Origin of the sequence: Capnocytophaga sputigena (assembly GCF_002302495.1) — a bacterium.
Taxonomy (GTDB): Bacteria; Bacteroidota; Bacteroidia; order Flavobacteriales; family Flavobacteriaceae; genus Capnocytophaga; species Capnocytophaga sputigena.
In genome coordinates, this window is the sequence record NZ_CP022379.1 from 2809635 (window position 1) to 2831489 (window position 21855).

Consider the following 21855-nt stretch of genomic DNA (forward strand, 5'->3'; position numbering starts at 1 on the left):
TTATAATTAAAATGAGTAACAACAAAAAAATCCCATTAGAATATATTGTTAGAGAACCTCAAGTGAGAACTAAGCGTCCGCCTGTAATCTTTATGTTACACGGATACGGTAGCAATGAAGAAGATCTTTTTTCTTTTGCTGATGCTCTACCTGCTGAATATATGATTATCTCTTTTAGAGCACCTTATCATTTGGCAACCTTTGGCTATGCTTGGTATATGATTAATTTTGATGCTGAACAAGATAGCTTTAGTGATAATGCTCAAGCAATAGCTTCACGCGACCTTATTATACAGTGTATAGAAGAACTTTGCAAGTTATATGATTTGGACAACAAGAATATCACATTGTTAGGGTTTAGTCAAGGAAGTATTCTCAGTATGGCAATAGCTCTTTCATATCCTAAAAAAATACGTAATGTGGTTGCCCTTAGTGGGTATGTGAATAAAGAAATTTTAAAAGAAGGTTATACACGTGAAAATCACTCAGCTACTCGTTTTTATGTTTCACACGGAGCAAGCGACCAAGTGATTCCAGTAGAATGGGCGCGCCAAACTCCCGAATTTTTAAAGAATCTTGGTATAAAATACAAGTATGAAGAATTTCCAGTAGGACATACTGTGTCCCCACAAAACTTCTATTCTTTCCGCAATTGGCTTATCGAGTAATGCTATGTATAAAAAAATGCTTAAAACTAAATATGAGCTTTTCAAGCAGAAAGCCTATATCATTATCTATGGCACTAATACACCTTTAGGAAAGTTGTTTGACTTAGTATTATTGGCGTTGATTGTCATCAGTGTGATAATGGTAATGCTTGAGACAGTGCAAGGTGTAAATGAACACTTGCACGGTTTGCTTGTGTTTATGGAATGGGTCATTACTATTTTCTTCTCTATGGAGTATGTTTTAAGGATTATTACTAACAAAAAACCTTATCGCTATATTTTGAGTCTTTATGGTATTATTGATTTGATTTCCATATTACCTATGTATCTATCGTTTATTGTACAAGGAGCTAAAGCCATATCGGTAACACGTGCTTTGCGTTTACTTAGAATTTTTCGGATTTTAGATTTGGTGAGTTTTATGAATCAAGGTGAAGAACTCAAGATGGCACTGCGCACCAGCAGGAATAAAATTATCATCTTTATTTATTTTGTATCAGTGATATGTGTACTTTTGGGTTCACTGATGTATGTGATAGAAGGGCGCGAAAATGGTTTCACAAGTATTCCTCGCAGTATTTATTGGTGTATTGTTACAATGACTACAGTTGGCTATGGTGATATAGCTCCTGCAACTACTTTAGGACAAATGTTAGCTTCCTTTATAATGATTTTGGGGTATGGTATTATTGCAGTACCTACAGGTATAGTTACTGCCGAATACACAAAAAAGAAAAATCAACGACGACTCTGTAAGCACTGCCATTTTCAAAACCCTGTAGAAGCAAACTATTGTAACCAATGTGGCTCTCCCTTGAATGAACCTATAACAGATGCAGAAAAAAAATAAAAAAATACTTCTAACAGTAGTAGGACCTACAGCTATAGGAAAAACGAGTTTAGCGATAGATTTAGCTTTGCATTTTGGCACAGAGATTATATCTTGCGATTCTCGTCAGTTCTTCAAAGAAATGAGTATAGGTACTGCTGTCCCTTCTTCTGAAGAATTAGCCCAAGTGAAACATCACTTTATCCAACACAAATCAATATTCGACACCTATTCAGTAGGTGATTTCGAGCGTGATGCTATTACTTTGCTTAAAGAACTTTTCAAGCAACATAATGTAGTAATAATGGTGGGAGGGAGCGGACTTTACGCCGATACTGTAGTTTATGGTTTAGATGATTTTCCTGAAGTTTCCCCTGAGATTAGGAATGAATTGAATGAACTTTATCAAAAACAAGGTATTACTTATCTGCAAACAAGACTCAAAGATTTAGACCCCATACAATATACCCAAATAGATGTCCAAAATCCTCAGCGAATGATGCGTGCTTTAGAAGTGTGTATAGCTTCAGGTAAGCCTTATTCATCTTTCTTAAACAAAAAGGAAACTCTTAGAGATTTTACAAATATCACCATTGGACTTACTGCCGAACGTGAAGTTGTATATAATCGCATTAACGAGCGGGTAGAGCTAATGCTTGAAAATGGATTACTGATAGAGGCTCAAACACTTTTTCCTCATAAGAAACTCAATGCTTTACAAACAGTGGGCTATAGAGAATTATTTAACTTTTTTGAAGGAAAAACTTCTTTAGATTTTGCAATTGAAGAAATAAAGAAAAATACTCGTCGTTTTGCTAAACGTCAATACACTTGGTTTCATAAAAATAAAGATATTAATTGGTTTGAAATAAATCAATTAGATAAATTATCTATATGTCAGTTGCTTGATATGTGAAAATAAATTAGCCAAAGTTCAAAACTTTGGCTAATTTATATAATATTTAGTAATGTTACAATCTATCTTAAAAATTGTTTTACTTCTTCTTTTAAGTGACTTAGGGCATTAGCTGAAGGAGTAGCTTTTTCGGCAAATTCTTTGAATACGGATTCTACCATTGCTTGTGAATCTTTTAGTTCATCGTTGTGAGCAGCTTTTCTAATCATGTGTATAGTGGCTATTTTTGCCGTTCTGATGATTTGCCATAATTGATTGCTTAAATATATTTGTTGAGCCAAATTATGTTCAAATTCTTCATCTATAGAATTGATGAGAAGTATTTCATACTCTTGTTTAGAAAAATTGTGAGGAGGAACGCGCAAAAAGAGTTGTTGTGGAGTAATACGTTCTAAGAAAAGTGTCATACGCTCATAAGCTTGCAAGCGAATAGGTAAGGTGTACTTTTGATTTTCCTTTTGTAGTAAAAAGAAACGTTTTTTGTCCTCGTTTTGAATGTGCATTCTAAAGAAATAGAAAGAGATTACTCCTACAATAAGAGCAGGAATACAATACATAATGAAATTGACAATTTGGTCAGACATAAGTTTAAGATGCTTTATACAATAAAATTTTTTCTAAGTTAGGGCTGAATATATCTTCAAAAGCTGATATAATACGCCCATTTTTATCTATAATTACTGATTTGTTGATATTGTTGATAAGGAATTTCTGTGACAAATCCATAAAGTTGGTAGAATGGTATTGGTCTGTCCATTGATTTTCAGAAATTCTTTTGCGCCATTGAGTTTTATCTTGCCCTATATCAATACCCACAAACTTTACATTAGGGAATAGACTTTTAAGTTGGGCAATCCTATCAAAAATCAAGTTAGAGAGTTCCCTTTGGTTTACTGACCAAAAGTAGTATATAGTTACTTCAGGTTTTTGTATTTCAGAAAACTTAGTGAGAGTGCCTTTGGTGTCTATTAAATCGAAATCGGGAGGGATTTGTCCAGCCTGCAAAGCAATTACATTTTTGAATACTTTGTCTAATTCGGCTTTATGTTCATTATCTTTATTATACTTTGCAAATTTATCAAAATAATCTTGATATTGTGCATGTTCTTGGATATTAAAGATATAAGCATAAGCTGCATTTCGGTATAGATTATCTCTCAGACTTCCTTTATCAAATAAGCTATCAATGATTTTAATTTTTTCTAAGTGAAAACCTAACTCTCGGTTTACATCTACTAAAGTACTATTGTTGTGAGTGTACTTTGTAAAGGCTAAGTTGTTCACATACATTACCATATAGCTGTAATAAGGTCGGTAATACTCTAAAAAAGAGTTGTTATAGTCAATTTGTTTTCTATAGTTGTAGAATTCAGAGGGTAAAAGGTGGTTTATAAGATTTTTATTCTTATCTTGATATATAAATGGATATATTTCAATCTCTTTGTAGAGAGGAAACATACTGCTCACTAAGGCTATATTTTTAGCTTTATCAGAGAGATAAGGATGGTTTTTTATAAAATTATCACATTCCCTTTTCTTTATCATCAAAATAGAATCAATTTTTTCTTTATATGCTATAGGAGGGAGGGAATGATATTTTTTTAACTCGTCACTTTGGATATCAATGTTGTTTAGCTGTGAGAGCAAAAAGTTATTGATAGCAGCCCCCTTTCCTGAAAAGGAAATACTCTCCTCGAAACGTAAAATATTGGCATATACTACTAAACTATCCAAAGGTTCTAAATAAATATATTGATATTTACCTCCTATTTCAAAATTATACAGTTTACTTTCTTTAATATTTAAAGAGAAAGTAAAATTCTTATCTTTGTTAAGGAAAGTGGTATCAATAGCAATATCATTAGCGTATAAAATCACTAATGAGTCCTTAGAGTTTGGAAAAAAACCTGTAAAAAAAGTACTATTTGTATGTTGTTTTTTACAGCCTGTCAAGGCAATAATTAAGGTTAATAATAAAACTCTTCTCATCTTCATAAATCAAAAAAAACATTCAACTATTGGATGCAAAAGTACAAAAACTATCTAATCTAAAAAGTTAAATGCATGTTAAATAAATAGTCAATGTGAAATATTAACATTAATTAACTTTTTACATCTTTTTTTAACATACGATTACTCATTTTCTTTAGTAGCTTGAAAGAGGTATTTTTTTTCTTCATCAGTAAGACTATCGTAGCCGCTAGTACTTATCTTATTAAATAATTTTTGTATCTGATGTTGTTTTATTTTCTGATTTTCAGATAAATGAGGTGTTTGCGGTTCTGTAATAGTGGGAGGCGAAACAATATGGGGCTTTTTTTTGTATAAAAAGAAATATTTATAAATGAAACCTATTAGTAGTCCGCTTAAAATTCCTCCAAAATGAGCTATTTTTCCTCCGATATTTGTAGAAATATCTATACAATCAAATAATATAAGAGCAAGAAGAAAATATAGTAATTGTATTCTAAAAGTGAAAACGTATATTTTATAGGATGGAAAAATAGTAACCACGAAGAATAAAAGACCTATAACAGCTGCTGAAGCACCTAGTAAGGCATTGTAGCTAGCTATTTCTGGAGTGATGTACCCCCATAATAAAAAGGCAATACCTCCACCTATTAGACTAAAAAAATAAGTGTTTATAAAGATTTTTGTTTTAAAAAGCCGGAAAAAAATATGCCCTGAGAAAAAGAGGAAAAGCATGTTCCAAAAGAGATGTTCTATACTTATGTGATAGAAAGCATAAGTAAATAATGTCCAAGGTCGTTCTAAGAACAAGGGTAGTTGTTGAGGTACACATAACCATTGGTTTAGTTGCGACTGAAGTAATACTCCTCCATATACTAAACCTTGGGTAATGCTAAAAACTATTACTGTGAATACAATCACTTTATTAGCTGGATTAAATTTTTGTAATAAAAACTTCATTGCTATTGTTTTAGTATGAGTGTAGCAGTTTTTTCACTTGCTCCTTCACCTCCTAATTTTTCTCTGAGTAGTACATAATCTTTAAAAACTTCATACCGGTGACGATAGGTAGAGAGTTTATCTAATTCTATTTTGAGGTTCTTTTTAGTAAGATCTCCTTGAATGAGTTCAGTTACAACTGGTTTATCCATAATGAGATTCACTAATGAGATATATTTTAGTTTGATAATACGTTTAGCGATGTGATAAGAAATCCAATTTCCTTTGTAACATACTACTTCGGGGATATTTAATAAGGCTGTTTCGAGGGTAGCTGTACCACTGGTTACCAAAGCAGCATACGAAATTGACAATAAATCGTAGGTTTTTCCGCTTACAAAATGTACGTTTTCCTCTTTGATGAAACGTCGGTAAAAGTGATAGTCAATAGAAGGAGCACCTGCAATTACAAATTGGTATTGGTGATAATCATCTACTATGGAGAGCATTATCTTTAACATTTTAGCAATTTCTTGTTTTCTACTGCCAGGGAGTAAGGCTATAATAGGACGATGGTCTAAACCGTTTTCAGCTTTAAAAATAGCCTCATCTACTTCTTGTCGTTGAGCAATAGCATCAAGAAGAGGATGCCCCACAAAATGTACGCGGTATTGATGTTTCTTTTCGTAGAATTCCTTTTCAAAAGGCAAAATTACGTACATAGCATCTATATCACGTTTGATAGCTTTGATACGGTTTTCCTTCCACGCCCATATTTGGGGGGATATGTAGTAATGAGTAGGAATACCTTGCTGCTTAGCCCATTTGGCGATACGCATATTGAACCCAGGATAATCTACTAAAATGAGTATGTCGGGTTTAAATTCAGAGATGTCTTTCTTACAAAAACTAATATTTTTGAGGATAGTACGTAAGTTGAGTAATACCTCTAAAAAACCCATAAAGGCTAGATCTTTGTAGTGTTTTACGAGGGTGCCTCCCACTGCTTGCATACGATCGCCTCCCCAAAATCGAAAGTTTGCCTGAGGATCTTTAGCTAAAAGGGCTTTCATTAGGTTAGCAGCGTGCAAGTCACCCGATGCTTCTCCAGCGATAATATAGTATTTCATTTATTTATTTATTAAGGATTATTACTTTCATTTTGATGTCTTTAGTAGGCCAATTATCTCTGCCTTCAGTGGGAACTTGGTTGATTTTATCTACCACGTCCATACCTGCTATTACTTTACCAAAAGCTGTATAGTTGCCATCTAAATGATATGCACCAGGTTTTTGTACTACGATAAAAAACTCATAGGGTGAAGCGAATTGATGTGGATTGTCGATGTTGCTACTAGGCATAGAAACAATACCGCGATGGTGTTTGAAACCTTTTTTGGTATCTGGAGGTAATAAATAAGACCCTATGGTAGCTCTCCGACGACTTATTTCCCAAGTTTCGGAATTGCCTCCTTGTATGACAAAATTTTTTACCACTCGGTGAAAAACAGTGCCGTCAAAATATTTTTGCTTGGTGAGAAAGATAAAGTTAGCACGATGGTAGGGAGTTTCATTAAACAATTCAATATCAATATTTCCATAATCGGTAATGATTCGTACAAAACGCTCTTTGTTTTCTTTCTCATATTGATTGAGAAAGGGGATTACATTATCAGTAGTGAGTGTTTCTACAGTAGCTATCTTTTCTTCTGCAACAGTTGTTGTAGTGTCTTTTGAAGTTGTTGTACTACTTTGTGTAGTAGTTGTTTTAGGTGAAGGCTCGTTACAAGCTACAGTCAATAAGCCTATCAATAATAAGCATTTTCTCATATTTGTTTCATAAAATTACGCAACACCTCTATGGTAGCTGCTTCGTTTTCAATATATACCAGATGCCCCCCCTCTAATACAGCACTTTGCATTCCTATAGATTCACCTAAAGCTGTCATTTTTTGGTAAGGAATTAAAGCATCTTCTTTTCCTAAGATAAAGAGTTTTTTAGCTGAAAGATGTTGGAGTACAAAAGTGCGATCGGGACGCTCTTTCATTCCTAAAGAAGCGGCTACAATCCCCTCATTAGGTGTTGTGACACCAATATTGATGAGTTGTTGTAGAGCAACTGTCATTGTAGTGCGGTTTTTTTCGCTAAACAAATTAGTAACAGCTGTACGTACAAATAGTTCTTTTTCTTTTTCAATAACTTTCAATACACGATCACGATTCGCTTTTTTCTCGTCAGAGTCGGGTAGGGGAGTAGAGTTGAGCAATACTAAACCTTCAACATTTTTTGGAAAACGCTCTACAAAAGCAAGTGCTACGTAACCTCCCATAGAGTGTCCTACTAAAGTGCATTGAGTAATGTTCTCATAGTTTAAAACAGCTTTTACTTCATCAGCCATCATTTCCATAGTGTGTATGGGGGCAATAGTAGGGGTTTTTCCGTGTCCTAAAAGGTCTATACATAATATTTTATAAGTATCAGAAAGCGATTTAGAAAGTGCATTCCATACAGTGCTATCTTCTAAGAAACCATGAAGAAATACAAGTGTTTTGTTAGAGAGATTACCTTGTAAAGTATAGTAAGAAATAGGTGTTTTCATTTTAAAAAATTATAGAGAGGACAAAAGTAGTAATATTTTTTTAATTTGTTAATAAACAAATTGATAAATTGACAAATTATTTATACTTTTGCGCTATGAATATTATCAAATTAAAAACTATAGATTCTACAAATCGCTATCTTAAAGAGCTTGTACATTCTGAAACTTCATTACCTAACTTTCTCACTATATGGACACCTCAACAAACAGCAGGTGTAGGACAGTATGGGGCAAAATGGCAAACAGAACCTTATCAAAATCTTACTTTTAGTATACTTTTTATCCCTAAAAAGCTGTTGCTACAGCAGGCTTTTTTGCTAAATATGTCGGTTGCTATAGCTGTGGTGAGGGCAGTAGAAGATGTTTTAAGAGAACACTCACTCACTGAAGAGCTCTACATCAAATGGCCTAATGATATTTTAATTAATAATAAAAAAGTAGGAGGGATACTGATAGAAAATGTATTACAAGGGCAACAAATAGCTAAAAGTGTCATAGGTATAGGGTTGAATGTGAATCAAATAGAGTTTGAAGGGTTGCCTAAAGCTTCTTCGTTGAAGAATATTATCAAGAAGAATTTGGATATGGAACAGCTAATGAAGCGCATTATTAATAATCTAGAAAGAGAATTAACTGTAATAGAGAATTTTTCCTTTGAGGAGATATATAATGTATACAGAAATTATTTGTTTCGTTTAGAAAAAGTATCTACTTTTAGGTCGTCTGAAGGAATACATTTTATGGGAATTATAAAAGGAGTTACATCTATAGGAGAATTGATAGTAGTAAGTGAAGAGACAATTAAAAATTTTTCTCTCAAACAGATAGAACTATTGTACTAATTTTTAACACCTAATTAATGGTATCGTATTCAATGATAAAAACTTCTTCATCGTCATGTTTTAAATAATACACTTCACGTCCTAATTTTTCTTTACCTTCATCAGTATAGAGAGCCTCTAATTCTTTTTTGTCTTTTTCAATTTCTTTTTGCAAGAATTGTTTTTGTCGAGTGAGTTTATCTAATTCAGTGTTCATATTTCTATGTACCAAAAAGGAAGCATTGTCAAAAAAGAGCATATAGATAGTAAATACCCCTCCTATGACAAGATATTTTTTATATCCTTTGAAAATAGACGAAAAATTAGCTTTTTTTTTCATTATTGTTGAAAAATACGATTGTGAACAAGAGTTTTGAGGATTTCTATAGCTACAGTATTGCGACGATTGTTAGGGATAATGATATCGGCAAATTCTTTAGCAGGTTCTATAAATTCGAGGTGCATAGGTTTAAGGGTCGTTTGGTAGCGGTTAAGTACTTCGCTCACATCTCTACCACGTTCAGTAATGTCGCGTTTGATACGGCGGATAAGTCGCTCATCGGAGTCGGCATGAACAAAAATTTTAATATCAAATAATTGGCGAATATCAGGGTGGGAGAAAATGAGAATGCCCTCTACAATCACCACTTTTGTAGGTTTTACCAAAACAGTTTCGGGAGTGCGGTTGTGTTCTACGAATGAATAGGTAGGACTTTCTATTGATTTGCCTTCTTTAAGAGCTAAAAGATGTTCTTTTAGTAATTCAAAATCTATAGAATTTGGGTGATCGAAATTTATTTTAGTGCGATCGGCAAACGATAAATGACTCAAGTCTTTATAGTAAGAATCTTGTGATATAACAGTTACTTCTTCACCAGAAAGTTCTTTAATTATTTGATTAACAACGGTAGTTTTACCACAACCAGTACCGCCTGTAATTCCTATGATAAGCATTTTTAAAAATTTTGGGGCAAAATTAGTAAAAAAGAGGGGATTAAAAAAATAAAAAAATAAGAAACATTTTGTAGTGTATAAAAAAAGTATTACATTTGTCGCATTAATTAAAAAGAATTTTTCGATGAAAAAAATTATCTTAACTGCGTTATGCGTAGGAGTATTTGGCTTCTGCCAAGCTCAGAAAATCAATTTAGGAAAAGCTGCAAGTGCCGTTTCTAAAGGAGCTCAAGCACTTGCTTTTAGCAATGAAGATGCTAAAAAACTTTCAAAAGAATCGGTAGAATGGATGGATAAACACAATCCAGTAACCGATAGTAAAAGTCCTTATACCAAACGTTTGAATCGCCTTTTTGGTAAGCACAAGAGTGAAGATGGTTTAGAGCTTAATTACAAAGTGTATCACGTGATTGATATCAACGCTTTTGCTTGTGCTGATGGCAGTGTGCGTGTGTTCTCTTCATTGATGGATTTGATGACTGATGATGAACTTTTAGCAATCATTGGTCATGAAATAGGTCACGTGAAAAATGAAGATACTAAAGATGCTATTAAATCAGCTTATATGCGTGCAGCAGCTCAAGATGCTGCAGGAGCAGCTTCAGGAGCAGTAAGAGCCTTGAGCGACACCGAACTTGGAGAGATGGCTAATGCTATGCTTGAAGCTAAACATAGTAAAAAACAAGAGTCACAAGCTGATGAATACGCTTATAACTTTATGAAAAAACACGGTTACGATGTAGTAGCTGTTTACACTGCTTTTAAAAAAATGGCATTACTTTCAGGTGGTGATACTCAAAGCAAATTCCAAAAAATGATGAGTTCTCACCCCGATAGCGAAAAACGTGCTGAAGCTGCTAAAAAACGTGCTATTAAAGATGGTCTTTGGAAAGACCCAGGAGAGGTAACTCTACCCAAAACTCCTATAAAATAAATAATCTCTCTATCATATAAATGAGAAAAAAACAAAGAAAAGCACCTCGTACCCTCAGAAGAAACAAGTCTAACGCTTTCAAATACATAAGTGTATTTTTAGCGTGTCTTTTGTTATTGGGGATAGGAGGTGCTTTTTATATTAGAAACTATTATCCAGCCCTTTATCAAAAAATTCTCAATAAACTCACTTCTCGCAAAATGAATTCTACTTATGAGAGTGCGCGTATTGAACGCATAGTGAGTTTGTATTACGACAAAGTATTCGGTATTGACCTTTCTCACTATCAGGAACGCGATGAAATACAATGGGATAGTCTTTACATCAAAAACAAAACAGTTCGTTACCCCTTGCAATTTACTATTTTTAGAGCGACAATGGGCAACGAAACTACCGATAAAAACTTCATTCACTTTTGGAAGGAAGCTAAAAAACATCAACTGATACGAGGGGCTTATCACTACTATCGTCCCGATGAAGATCCTATATTACAAGCTCAATCTTACCTCAAAAACACTACACTTGAAAAGGGTGATTTCCTGCCTATATTAGATGTAGAACAATTGCCTAAGAAAAAAACAAAAGAACAGTTCCTTAAAGATATACAAACGTGGTTAGACCTCGTTGAAAAACGCTATAAACGCAAACCTATACTTTATACCTATATAAGTTTTTACGAAGATTATTTGTACCCTACTTTTAAGAGTTATCCTCTTTGGGTAGCTAATTACAACAATGTGTCAGTGCCTACCTCGGTATTTACTTGGAAGATGTGGCAATTTACTGAAAATGGCATTACCGCAGGGGCTAAAGTGAAGATAGACTTCAATGTTTTCAATGGAGACATTACCGAAATACAATCCCTTTTAATTAAATGACCAAGAAAGAATTACGGCAACTCTACAAACAAAAACGCACAGCCTTATCGGTAACTGAGCGAGAAATGATGAGCCTACAAATTGCTCAGCAACTTTCAATATGCGATATATGGGGGTATAATTGTTATCACCTATTCCTATCTATTGAAGAACTCAATGAGGTTGATACAACTCCTATTCTACAACTTCTTTACCAGAAAAACAAACAAGTAGTGGTACCAAAAATGAACTCTGAAAAGCGAACTCTTACTTCTATACCATTTACCAAAGATACTCTTTTACAGACGAATAATTGGGGAGTGCCAGAACCTAAAGATGGAATTGCTATTTCTGCACATAAAATAGAAGTAGTATTTGTTCCTCTTCTCGCTTATGACCTCTATGGTAATCGTATAGGTTACGGAGGAGGCTACTATGACCGATTTTTAGCAGAATGTCGTCCAGAAACCCTTAAAATAGGGCTTTCATTTTTTTTACCTGAAGAGAATTTTTCGTCTATTTCTCTCTCTACTGATGTTCGTCTTACACATATAGTAACCCCAGAAAAAATTATAACAATTAAATGATTATCAGTTGTTTTCGACTTATAGAAGCTTTGTTAAAGCTCTAAGTCTTTGACAAAGTGTTCTATAAATCCTCTAAATAATTTGTGTAATACTCTTATTTTCTTTATTTTTGCCCTCAAAATTAGTGAATTAAGTCAATTATCAATTGAAATGAAATATAAAAGAATTTTACTTAAACTCAGCGGGGAAGCCCTTATGGGGAGTCGCCAGTACGGTATTGACCCTGCTCGATTAAAAGAATACGCTACCGAGATAAAAGAGGTAGTAAAACAAGGAGTAGAAGTAGCTATCGTGATTGGTGGCGGGAATATTTTTCGTGGTGTAGCAGGTGCCAGCAATGGTATGGACAGAGTGCAAGGCGACTATATGGGAATGCTTGCGACTGTTATCAACTCGCTCGCTCTACAAAGTGCATTGGAAGATGAAGGTATCTTCACCCGTTTGCAAACAGCTATTAAGATGGAAGCTATTGCTGAGCCTTTTATCAAGCGTCGTGCTGTACGCCACTTAGAGAAAGGACGTGTAGTTATTTTCGGGGCAGGAACTGGTAATCCTTACTTTACAACTGACTCGGCAGCTGTACTTCGTGCTATTGAAATCAATGCTGATGTAATCCTCAAAGGGACTCGCGTAGATGGTATCTATACTGCCGACCCCGAGAAAGACCCTAAGGCAGTGAAGTTTGACCATATCTCTTTTAATGAGTGTATTGATAAAAACCTTAAAGTAATGGATATGACGGCTTTTACTCTTAGCCAAGAGAACCATTTGCCTATTATTGTATTTGATATGAACAAAAAAGGCAATCTCGCTAAAGTAGTAGCAGGGGAAAATGTAGGAACCGTAGTTAATGATTAATGGTTAATGGAAGCATTGTTTAATTGGTGTTGTGAAGTAATGCAATCATTGGCAAATTTTACAGGGTTTACCTATAAAGAAGTGAATGCTATTGTCTTTATTTTTCTAATGCCTATGGTAGATATAGCTCTTTTGGTACTTTTTGTAGTTAAACACGTACAATACAGAGAGAAAAAGCGCTTTATTAAACAATTAGAATCACACTACTAATGGAGCAAAATCTATTACATAGATATTTTGACCTTGCAGTAGAAGGCTTGCATTTATTAGCAGATTCTTTTGAAACTACTTATGAAGCAGTGAATATCTATTTGTTTGTGATTATACAACCATTATTGACAATTTTATTGATTGTAGGTATTTTCTTCTTTCATAAGAAGAACAATAATCTACAAATGAAAATTAAAAAGTTATTATCTAATAAAACTAATACTAATAAATAAAACAATATACAATGAACGAAGAAATTAATATTATCTTAGACACTACAAACGAGGCGATGCAAGAGGCGTTGCAACACTTGGACAAGGCTTTGGGCAATATTCGCGCAGGTAAGGCTAGTCCGCAAATGGTAAGTAGCGTAATGGTAGACTATTATGGAGCGCAAACCCCTCTTAGTCAGGTAGCTAACGTGTCAGCTCCTGACTCGCGTACCATTTCTATTCAGCCTTGGGAAAAGAAAATGATTCAACCTATTGAGAAAGCTATCCAGATAGCTAACTTAGGCTTTAACCCAATGAACAATGGCGAAATGGTGATTATCACTGTTCCACCACTTACCGAAGAACGTCGTCGTGAACTTGTAAAACAAGCTAAAGGTGAAGGCGAAGATGCTAAAATCAGTGTGCGCAATGCTCGACAAGATGCTAATAAGGAAATCAAAAAAGTAGAAACTTCTGACGATATCAAGAAAGATGCCGAAGAACGCGTACAAAAACTCACCGATAAATACATCAAAAAGGTAGAGGAAGTATTAGCTGCAAAAGAAGCTGAGATACTAAAAGTTTAGGTTTAGGTAAGAGATAAGAGGTAAGAGAGGATAGGGTATAGTAATATAATAAGTAATAAGAAATGACAAATAACGAACAAGTTAAGGATTTAGTGAATCGCCTGGGTGCGTTAAGGAGGTATCTTTGACATAGATGCCAAACGTATTGAAATAAGTAACGAAGAAGAGAAGACTTTTGCACCTGATTTTTGGGATAATACCAAAGAGGCTGAAAAGGTGATGCGTGAACTTCGCACTCAAAAGAAATGGGTAGAAGATTATGAGGAAGCTGAAAGTCTTACCTCGGATGTGGAGGTATTACTTGACTTCTTTAAAGAAGGTGAAGCTACTGCTGACGAGGTAGACCAGCAATACGCACAAGCCCTACACGCTATTGAGGCATTGGAATTTCGCAATATGCTCTCTGATGAAGGCGATGCGATGAGTGCTGTACTGCAAATTACTGCAGGAGCAGGCGGAACTGAAAGTTGCGACTGGGCTTCAATGCTCTTGCGAATGTACACAATGTGGTGCAACAACCAAAAGTATAAGGTAAAGACGCTCAACTTCCAAGAAGGTGATGTAGCAGGTATTAAAACAGTTACTATTGAAATTGAAGGTGAATATGCTTTTGGTTATCTCAAAGGAGAGAATGGTGTACATCGCTTGGTGCGCATCTCACCTTTTGATAGCAACGCTAAACGCCATACCTCATTTGCCTCGGTATATGTATACCCGCTGGCAGATGATACTATTGAAATAGAAATCAACCCTGCGGATATTACCTTTGAGACAATGCGCTCGAGTGGAGCAGGCGGGCAGAATGTAAACAAAGTAGAGACAGCAGTGCGCTTACGTCACCACCCTACGGGAATTATTATTGAGAACTCCGAGACCCGCAGTCAGCTTGATAATAAAAACAAGGCGTTGCAATTGCTCAAATCGCAGTTGTATGAGATAGAACTCAAAAAGCGTCAGGCTAAACGCGATGAGATAGAGGCAGGCAAGATGAAGATAGAGTGGGGTTCGCAAATACGCAACTATGTAATGCACCCCTATAAACTCGTGAAGGATGTACGCACTAATTACGAATCTACTGATGTAGATAGCGTAATGAACGGCGAACTCGACGAATTTCTTAAAGCCTACTTAATGCTTATGGGCACAAGTCGCACGGGCGATACTGATTAATGATTAGTATAAACTTTGCCAAAGGTTGTAGCACAATAGCTATTAAACCTTTGGCAAAGTATTTTATTTTTATGAAGAAAGAAATACTAATATGTAGTGATTGTAATTATGACAATTTAGTAGCTGAGATTTATATAGATGATAAATATATAGCATTAGTTAGTTATGATGATAATGGTAATTTCTTTGTTGAAATACCTACTATCAAGCTAATTAATAAGGATATGATAACTCATAAAGTTGATTACAATGTATTTATTAAGTTATTAGAAGAAGCTAAAAACAGTTTAAAATGAATAACAAAATAGTAGTTTACCAAGTGCTAACGAGACTTTTTGGGAATACTAATACTACCAATAAAGCGTGGGGCACTAAAGATGAAAATGGAGTGGGTAAGTTCTCGGATTTTACTGAGAAGGCTCTATTAGAAATAAAAAAGTTAGGAGCTACACATATATGGTTTACAGGAGTATTACATCACGCACTCACTACTGATTATACAGCTTATGGTATCAGTAATGACTTTCCGGCGGTAGTAAAAGGACGTGCGGGCTCTCCTTATGCCATAAAAGATTATTACACTGTAAACCCAGACCTTGCTGACAATCCCGCACAACGTTTGGAGGAATGGGAAGCCCTTATAGCACGTACGCACCAGTGCGGACTGAAAGTGATTATGGATATAGTGCCTAATCACGTGGCACGCCGTTATGAGAGTATTGCTAAACCTGAGGGAATAAGAGGTTTTGGAGAAGATGATGATATTTCGGTAACTTATGCAGTAAATAACAATTTCTATTACAACCCCAATGAGGCTTTTAAACTACCTGAAGGTATTTATGGCGAATATCACGAGTTTCCTGCTAAATGGACAGGTAATAGGGCACGTGCTTCTCAGCCCGATCGCAATGATTGGTATGAAACCGTAAAGCTCAACTATGGGGTACGCCCTGATGGTATTAAGGATTTTCCAGAACTACCTATAGGTTTTGAGAGTGAAGATACAGAAGTGCATTACCATTTTTGGCAAGACAAAACTGTGCCTAATACTTGGCAAAAGTTCAAAGATATTGCTTTGTATTGGCTTGAGAAAGGTGTAGATGGATTCCGTTATGATATGGCTGAAATGGTACCTGTGGAGTTTTGGAGTTATCTCAATTCGGCTATTAAATATCATAACCCAGAGGCTTTTCTGCTGGCTGAGGTATATAACCCCAATGAATATCGCTCTTACTTGCACTTAGGGAAGATGGATTACTTGTACGACAAAGTGCAATTGTATGACACTTTGCGCAATATTGTAGCACACGAACATAGCACTGATGCCATTGTCCCCATACAACGTGAGCTTTCTGATATTTCAGACCGTATGTTACATTTCTTAGAAAACCACGATGAGCAACGTATAGCCTCACCAGAATTTGCGGGCTATGCCGAAAAGGCTAAACCTGCAATGGTAGTTTCTACCCTCATTGGCGAGTCACCGGTGATGGTGTATTTTGGTCAGGAGGTGGGAGAGAGAGCGGCAGAATGGGCAGGTTTTGGCAGTCCGTCGCGTACTTCTATTTTTGATTATATAGGAGTTCCTGCTCATCAACGGTGGGTGAACAACAAACAATATGACGGAGGTCAGCTTAGTAATTCAGAGCGAGCATTACGTGATTTCTATCAGCGATTACTCAATTTAAAGGTCAATGGAGCTTATATTGATTTGCATCAATATAATCGAGAGCACACCGTTTATTACAACGACAAAGTGTATAGTTTTGCGAGAGGGAATGAAGAAGAACAATGGGTGATAGTATGCAATTTTAGTGAACACGAAAATTATGGTTTTGACTTGCAATTGCCAGCCTATTTGTTAGGCAGTTGGTTCTTGAATGACGGTACATATACCCTTAGCGATGCTCTTTACTACGAAAAGCAAACTACCCTATATATAGAAAATGGCAAAGGAAGATTGCGAGTAGATATAGCCCCTTTGGAGTCTTTAGTGTTTAGAATTTCTTGATAAAGTATTTATATTGGTAATAAAAAGTGAGAAATAAAACTTATGATAGTTTTGTTTCTCACTTTTTATTTTTTTTAGATATTTTCCCATTAAAGTAAGGGGAAATTATTTCTTCAGCCAATTATTTTCAAACTTACAATTTTTATATTCTCCATTTACTGAAATGTAAGTCTTTTCAATGTGTTCTTTCATCCACTTGTTGATAGTTTTTAACTGTTTTTCTTTGAGGGCTAAATCTTGTATTTTTACGTAATCCTTTACAAAATCGGCTTGGTGTTCATCAATACGATTTGTAATTTGGTAAATCTTATAAGTCTTTTTACCAGTTCTGTCTTCATCTAGAAAAGGAACTGACACCTCATTATCTTTTAGGTCTGAAATACGTGCGTAAAGAGTAGGCTCTATACGGGTAAGTTCAAAACGAGTAGAAAGATCTTCAGGGTTGATAAGCTGACCGCCATCGTTACGAGTTTCTTTTTCATCAGAGAAATTACGTGCAGCCTCATCAAAAGTGAGTTCTTTGTTAATGATGCGTTCACGAATTTTGGATATTTTTTCTTTAGCTTCGTTGAGAGCTTCCTCAGGGATATCAGGCATTAATAAAATGTGGCGTACACTTACTTCTTTACCACGAATCTTGTCCATTTGAATAATATGCCAACCGAAACTTGACTCAAAAGGTTTAGATATTTCGCCTTCTTGCAAAGTAAAAGCTACATCTTTAAAAGCTTTATCGAAAGCAGAATTACGATTGAAAGTAAGGACTTGTCCGCCAGTAGCACGGTCTTGAGAGTAGAGAATGGCTTTGGTAGAAAAACTCATACCATTTTCTTCTACATCCTTTTTAATATCATTGAGTTGATCTATTACTTTTTGTACTGAACTCTTAGGGGCAACTGGGTTTACCACAATTTGAGCTATTTCTAATTCAGTACCAAAATGCGGACGCTCATCGGCTGGTATAGCATTGAAGAAGGTGCGTATTTCTTCAGGAGTTACTTCTACATCTTTAATAATTTGTTGTTTCATACGCTGAGCGAGCATACTCACCTTCAAAAGGTTGAAAAGTTCGTCACGCATAGATTGTTCGTCATCTTTTTTGTAGAACTGTAATAGTTTTTTGATATCACCACCTAATTGAGCAGTTAAAAACTCAATACGTTGGTTCACTTGGTCGCGTACTTCGCTATCGGTGAGCTTCACACTATCTTGCACAGCTTGGTGAGCATAGAGTTTATCCTCCATCAGTTTGCCTAACATCTGGCAACGGTTGATTTCACGGGTATCTACTTCTTGTTGTTGCAAATCAATATACGCCTTGTCTATATCTGATTCCAAAATTAGATAATCACCTACTACAGCTGCCACGCCATCTACCTTTTTACGCTCGTTGTTTTGGGCAAAAAATGGAGTGGTAAACAACAACATTACAAGAACTGACCAAATTTTTGTTTTATTCATAAACTTTGTTATTAACTTTAAACGTTCTATTATCATATCAAAAGATGTGCCTAATTGCACTAACTAATTTGCAAAAGTAGTATTTATATTGGAAAAACGAAACATTCTACGTTATTTTATTTTAAAACTACCGATGAGCCACCCTATTGCAGGGAAATAAAAAGGAGCAGTGAATAACCATAAATACTCATAAAAATTGCTAAAAATAGGGTAGTTTCCAATAACTGAAAATCCCTTATAGACGATTAATCCTTCGGTGGTGATAAAACAAAAGAGAAATAGATAAATAAGCCAACGATTTACTTTATATACTTCTTCTAAAAACAGCAAGAGACCTATGGTTACAATTCCTAGAAAATTGAAGTGCAAATAACTAATTAGTAGGTCGATGTTTTTAAATAAATAGGGGGTAAGCACGGGGAAAGCACCAGTGAACATCATTGCTACTTTGGCAATAAAAAAACAGATAAAAACTGTTGCTAAAAAGCTCTTAGGTTGAGTTTTTAGGTATAGGCGCAATATCATTATTACAGAAGTAAGCCAAATAAGCACAGAAACTCCCCCAACGATATAGTAGATAGGATAACTAAAATAGCCTACCCACGAGATAAAAAGTGACCCTATAATTCCCGCTTGAAATAGAATAAATATGCGCTTGATAAGTTGAGGGTATTGTATATCCCAACCATATTTTTTTACAAAAAGTCCCATTAGGCTACTGAGCATCCATCCATTGTATTGAAAGTGCAAAAAGAAAGCAATGGAACACATATACATTTCAGAAAATTTACCAAACTTTACAATAGTTACAGGCATAAACCATATTCCTAAACTTGATAGAATAAGATAAAAGATGCCCATCTTTACAAAAGGGGAAGTAGCATATTTTATAAAGAATCTCGCAAAGAAGTAAGTACAAATGATAAATACTGATGAAAAACTGATAGAAATGGCTCCATATCCTTGAAAAGGGAAGCTACAGAGCATACCTAATACTGAGAATTGGGTAATGTAGAACAGCCATCGGTAGCGTTTGTGTAGTTGAGTGTTGAAAGGAATGAAAGTTCGCGCTAAAATAGCTGAAAGTAGTACATATACAAATCCTAAAAGCGCTAAATGAGAATGGGTATGCACAATATTCCGATAATTGAATACAAAAGGATAGTCGGCTACTTGTACTGAGCGCATAAAGATACCCAAGCACACAACTATGGCAAAATAAGCAAATGCCCATCGTATATCGGTTTGTATGTTTAATTTAGTATTCAAAAGTACCGTATTCGCTTTTTATAGTTAGACATTTTTTATCAGAAGCCTCTACATATCCTATTACTTGAGCAGGTACGCCAAATGACTGTGAGATAGCTATCAAATCCTCGGCAATAGCTTCAGGTACATAGAGTTCCATACGATGACCACAGTTAAATACTTGGTACATTTCCTTCCAATCGGTTTTAGATTCTTCTTGAATAAGTTGAAAGAGAGGAGGAACGGGGAAGAGATTGTTTTTAACAATATGCAAGTTATCTATAAAATGCAATATTTTAGTTTGTGCTCCTCCACTACAATGTACCATTCCACATATTTGGGTATTGTTGTATTTTTCTAATATCTTTTTGATAATAGGTGCGTAGGTGCGGGTAGGAGAGAGGACGAGTTTCCCCGCGTCTATAGGAGAACCTACAACACTATCAGTGAGGTGTTTAGTTCCTGCATATACGAGCTCTTCAGGAACTGAGGGATCAAAACTTTCAGGGAATTGATTTGCTAATGATTTGTTGAAAACATCGTGTCGAGCTGAGGTAAGTCCGTTGCTACCCATACCGCCATTATAAGAAGTTTCATAAGTAGCTTGCCCATAAGAAGCCAATCCTACAATTACATTGCCTGCTTTGATGTTTGCATTATCAATCACTTTACTACGTTTCATACGTGCTGTTACAGTGGAATCGACAATGATAGTACGGACTAAATCACCTACATCGGCAGTTTCACCTCCTGTAGAGTGAATATGTACCCCAAAGTTAGCCAATTCATTGATAAGTTCTTCAGTACCATTGATAATTGCTGAAATAACTTCTGCAGGAATGAGGTTTTTGTTACGCCCTATAGTAGAAGAAAGCATAATGTTATCTACTGCTCCAACACACAATAAATCATCTATGTTCATTATGAGGGCATCTTGAGCAATTCCTTTCCAAACACTTAGATCGCCCGTAGTTTTCCAATACATATAAGCCAAAGCCGACTTAGTACCTGCTCCATCAGCGTGCATTACAAGGCAATATTGGTCATCACCCGTAAGATAATCGGGGACTATTTTGCAGAAAGCTCTAGGGAACAATCCTTTATTGATATTTTTGATAGCTTTATGCACTTCGTCTTTCGCAGCCGAAACTCCACGTTGTGCATAGCGTTTACTTACTTCCATTATAGTTTAATTTTGAGAGGCAAAGGTAAGAATAATTTGTCAATTAGCAAATTGGCAAATTAATTAATTATCCTTATCTTTGCCAAAAAAAGAAATGAACAACATATATGCATTAGTAGGTAAGAATATAGATTATTCTTTTTCAAGAAATTATTTTACCGAAAAATTTAAACGCGAAGATGTGAAAAACAGTCAGTATGTGAATTTTGATATCCAAAATATTGATGAACTGACAGATTTATTGCGTGCTACACCTAATTTAAGAGGAATGAATGTAACCATTCCTTATAAGCGTGATATTATCAAGTTCCTAATAGCGATAGATCCTACTGCTTATGATATAGGAGCTGTAAATACCATACAAGTAACACCTAAAGGACTTATAGGCTACAATACTGATTGTTATGGCTTTCGAGAATCATTACGTCCGCTCTTACAACCCCATCACACTTTTGCTCTTATATTGGGTACAGGAGGGGCTTCAAGTGCTGTAGCGTACGCTCTTAAGCAATTAAGAATTAGAGCTCAATTTGTATCCCGTACTCCTAAAGAAGGTCAGTTAGCTTATGATGAACTCACCCCTGAACTTTTTCAAAAGTATACTTTGATTGTAAATTGTACTCCCTTAGGAACTTTTCCAAATATTACAGATTGTCCTCCAATTCCTTATGAATATATCACTCCACAACACTTGCTCTATGATCTCATCTATAATCCCGTAGAAACTACTTTTTTACAAAAAGGGAAACAGCGAGGGGCTACCATTTGTAATGGTTTGCAGATGTTAGTGTTACAAGCTGAAAAATCGTGGGAGATTTGGCAAAAAATAGTGAGCTAAC

The 21855-nt window shown here is 35.3% G+C and carries 26 protein-coding genes; 15 read left to right on the forward strand and 11 right to left on the reverse strand.

What is annotated here, in order from left to right; translation table 11 throughout:
* The first annotated feature begins 11 nt into the window (after nt 1–11).
* Genes CGC57_RS12590 through miaA form a run of 3 tightly spaced genes read left to right on the forward strand, consistent with a single transcriptional unit; the run spans nt 12 to nt 2413 of the window.
* The gene (locus CGC57_RS12590; RefSeq protein WP_095899392.1) at nt 12–668 is read left to right on the forward strand and encodes an alpha/beta hydrolase; all 657 of its coding nucleotides are present in this window, start codon (nt 12–14) and stop codon (nt 666–668) included.
* Between the two features lie 4 nt (nt 669–672).
* Nucleotides 673–1518: an ion transporter gene (locus CGC57_RS12595; RefSeq protein WP_095899393.1), complete on the forward strand. Its 846-nt coding sequence runs from the start codon at nt 673–675 to the stop codon at nt 1516–1518.
* The gene (miaA, locus tag CGC57_RS12600; RefSeq protein ID WP_095899394.1) at nt 1502–2413 is read left to right on the forward strand and encodes a tRNA (adenosine(37)-N6)-dimethylallyltransferase MiaA; all 912 of its coding nucleotides are present in this window, start codon (nt 1502–1504) and stop codon (nt 2411–2413) included. Before CGC57_RS12595 ends, miaA begins: the two co-directional genes overlap by 17 nt.
* 62 nt (nt 2414–2475) lie before the next feature.
* On the opposite strand, the gene CGC57_RS12605 is transcribed toward miaA, so the two are convergent.
* The 6 genes from CGC57_RS12605 to CGC57_RS12630 all read right to left on the reverse strand — a co-directional run bounded on the left by CGC57_RS12605 (nt 2476) and on the right by CGC57_RS12630 (nt 7923).
* Entirely contained in the window at nt 2476–2997 is a 522-nt protein-coding gene (locus CGC57_RS12605; protein ID WP_095899395.1) for a DUF7935 family protein, read from the reverse strand.
* Between the two features lie 4 nt (nt 2998–3001).
* A complete protein-coding gene (locus tag CGC57_RS12610; RefSeq protein ID WP_095899396.1) occupies nt 3002–4408 on the reverse strand; it encodes a TlpA family protein disulfide reductase in 1407 nt (468 codons plus the stop codon).
* Between the two features lie 138 nt (nt 4409–4546).
* Nucleotides 4547–5344 (reverse strand): rhomboid family intramembrane serine protease, encoded by a 798-nt coding sequence (locus tag CGC57_RS12615; RefSeq protein ID WP_095899397.1) that lies wholly within the window; start codon nt 5342–5344, stop codon nt 4547–4549.
* A 2-nt stretch (nt 5345–5346) separates the two neighbouring features.
* A complete protein-coding gene (gene lpxB, locus CGC57_RS12620; RefSeq protein WP_095899398.1) occupies nt 5347–6453 on the reverse strand; it encodes a lipid-A-disaccharide synthase in 1107 nt (368 codons plus the stop codon).
* Between the two features lie 4 nt (nt 6454–6457).
* Nucleotides 6458–7153 (reverse strand): peptidylprolyl isomerase, encoded by a 696-nt coding sequence (locus tag CGC57_RS12625; protein WP_095899399.1) that lies wholly within the window; start codon nt 7151–7153, stop codon nt 6458–6460.
* Nucleotides 7150–7923 carry an alpha/beta fold hydrolase gene (locus tag CGC57_RS12630; RefSeq protein WP_095899400.1) on the reverse strand — a complete coding sequence of 258 codons (774 nt, stop codon included), beginning with the start codon at nt 7921–7923 and terminating at the stop codon, nt 7150–7152. The genes CGC57_RS12625 and CGC57_RS12630 overlap by 4 nt, the downstream gene beginning before the upstream one ends.
* 95 nt (nt 7924–8018) lie before the next feature.
* On the opposite strand from CGC57_RS12630, the gene CGC57_RS12635 reads away from it, so the two are divergent.
* Entirely contained in the window at nt 8019–8765 is a 747-nt protein-coding gene (locus CGC57_RS12635; protein WP_095899401.1) for a biotin--[acetyl-CoA-carboxylase] ligase, read from the forward strand.
* A gap of 10 nt (nt 8766–8775) precedes the next feature.
* On the opposite strand, the gene CGC57_RS12640 is transcribed toward CGC57_RS12635, so the two are convergent.
* Entirely contained in the window at nt 8776–9084 is a 309-nt protein-coding gene (locus tag CGC57_RS12640) for a septum formation inhibitor (protein ID WP_095899402.1), read from the reverse strand.
* Nucleotides 9084–9698, reverse strand: coding sequence for a uridine kinase (gene udk / locus CGC57_RS12645; protein ID WP_095899403.1), 615 nt, complete (start codon nt 9696–9698; stop codon nt 9084–9086). The genes CGC57_RS12640 and udk overlap by 1 nt, the downstream gene beginning before the upstream one ends.
* A gap of 124 nt (nt 9699–9822) precedes the next feature.
* Here udk and CGC57_RS12650 point away from each other — a divergent pair, with 124 nt between their 5' ends.
* From CGC57_RS12650 to CGC57_RS12695, 10 genes are all read left to right on the forward strand, one after another.
* Nucleotides 9823–10632, forward strand: a complete 810-nt coding sequence (locus tag CGC57_RS12650; RefSeq protein ID WP_095899404.1) for a M48 family metallopeptidase — start codon at nt 9823–9825, stop codon at nt 10630–10632.
* A 20-nt stretch (nt 10633–10652) separates the two neighbouring features.
* Nucleotides 10653–11510, forward strand: coding sequence for a GH25 family lysozyme (locus tag CGC57_RS12655; protein ID WP_095899405.1), 858 nt, complete (start codon nt 10653–10655; stop codon nt 11508–11510).
* The gene (locus CGC57_RS12660; protein WP_095899406.1) at nt 11507–12076 is read left to right on the forward strand and encodes a 5-formyltetrahydrofolate cyclo-ligase; all 570 of its coding nucleotides are present in this window, start codon (nt 11507–11509) and stop codon (nt 12074–12076) included. The genes CGC57_RS12655 and CGC57_RS12660 overlap by 4 nt, the downstream gene beginning before the upstream one ends.
* Nucleotides 12077–12226: 150 nt before the next feature.
* Complete coding sequence (gene pyrH, locus CGC57_RS12665) at nt 12227–12934, forward strand: UMP kinase (RefSeq protein ID WP_009413604.1); 708 nt, start codon at nt 12227–12229, stop codon at nt 12932–12934.
* A gap of 6 nt (nt 12935–12940) precedes the next feature.
* Nucleotides 12941–13144: a hypothetical protein gene (locus tag CGC57_RS12670; RefSeq protein ID WP_095899407.1), complete on the forward strand. Its 204-nt coding sequence runs from the start codon at nt 12941–12943 to the stop codon at nt 13142–13144.
* Complete coding sequence (locus CGC57_RS13085; protein ID WP_095899408.1) at nt 13144–13377, forward strand: hypothetical protein; 234 nt, start codon at nt 13144–13146, stop codon at nt 13375–13377. The genes CGC57_RS12670 and CGC57_RS13085 overlap by 1 nt, the downstream gene beginning before the upstream one ends.
* An 11-nt stretch (nt 13378–13388) precedes the next feature.
* On the forward strand, nt 13389–13943 hold the full coding sequence (gene frr, locus CGC57_RS12680; RefSeq protein ID WP_002678917.1) for a ribosome recycling factor: 555 nt from the start codon (nt 13389–13391) through the stop codon (nt 13941–13943).
* A gap of 62 nt (nt 13944–14005) precedes the next feature.
* Nucleotides 14006–15113 (forward strand): peptide chain release factor 2 gene (prfB, locus tag CGC57_RS12685; protein ID WP_095899409.1). Its coding sequence is split into 2 segments (ribosomal slippage): nt 14006–14065 and nt 14067–15113, totalling 1107 coding nucleotides; the frame shifts between segments, so codons are not numbered across the junction.
* Nucleotides 15114–15184: 71 nt separating this feature from the next.
* A complete protein-coding gene (locus CGC57_RS12690; RefSeq protein WP_095899521.1) occupies nt 15185–15409 on the forward strand; it encodes a hypothetical protein in 225 nt (74 codons plus the stop codon).
* A complete protein-coding gene (locus CGC57_RS12695) occupies nt 15406–17124 on the forward strand; it encodes an alpha-amylase family glycosyl hydrolase (protein ID WP_095899410.1) in 1719 nt (572 codons plus the stop codon). Before CGC57_RS12690 ends, CGC57_RS12695 begins: the two co-directional genes overlap by 4 nt.
* Nucleotides 17125–17229: 105 nt before the next feature.
* On the opposite strand, the gene CGC57_RS12700 is transcribed toward CGC57_RS12695, so the two are convergent.
* The 3 genes from CGC57_RS12700 to CGC57_RS12710 form a co-directional block, all read right to left on the reverse strand.
* Nucleotides 17230–18585 (reverse strand): peptidylprolyl isomerase, encoded by a 1356-nt coding sequence (locus tag CGC57_RS12700; protein ID WP_095899522.1) that lies wholly within the window; start codon nt 18583–18585, stop codon nt 17230–17232.
* A gap of 111 nt (nt 18586–18696) precedes the next feature.
* Nucleotides 18697–19785, reverse strand: coding sequence for a hypothetical protein (locus CGC57_RS12705; RefSeq protein WP_095899411.1), 1089 nt, complete (start codon nt 19783–19785; stop codon nt 18697–18699).
* A gap of 58 nt (nt 19786–19843) precedes the next feature.
* Complete coding sequence (locus CGC57_RS12710) at nt 19844–21016, reverse strand: AIR synthase related protein (protein ID WP_095899412.1); 1173 nt, start codon at nt 21014–21016, stop codon at nt 19844–19846.
* A gap of 94 nt (nt 21017–21110) precedes the next feature.
* On the opposite strand from CGC57_RS12710, the gene CGC57_RS12715 reads away from it, so the two are divergent.
* A complete protein-coding gene (locus CGC57_RS12715; protein WP_095899413.1) occupies nt 21111–21854 on the forward strand; it encodes a shikimate dehydrogenase family protein in 744 nt (247 codons plus the stop codon).
* Nucleotide 21855 lies beyond the last annotated feature (1 nt).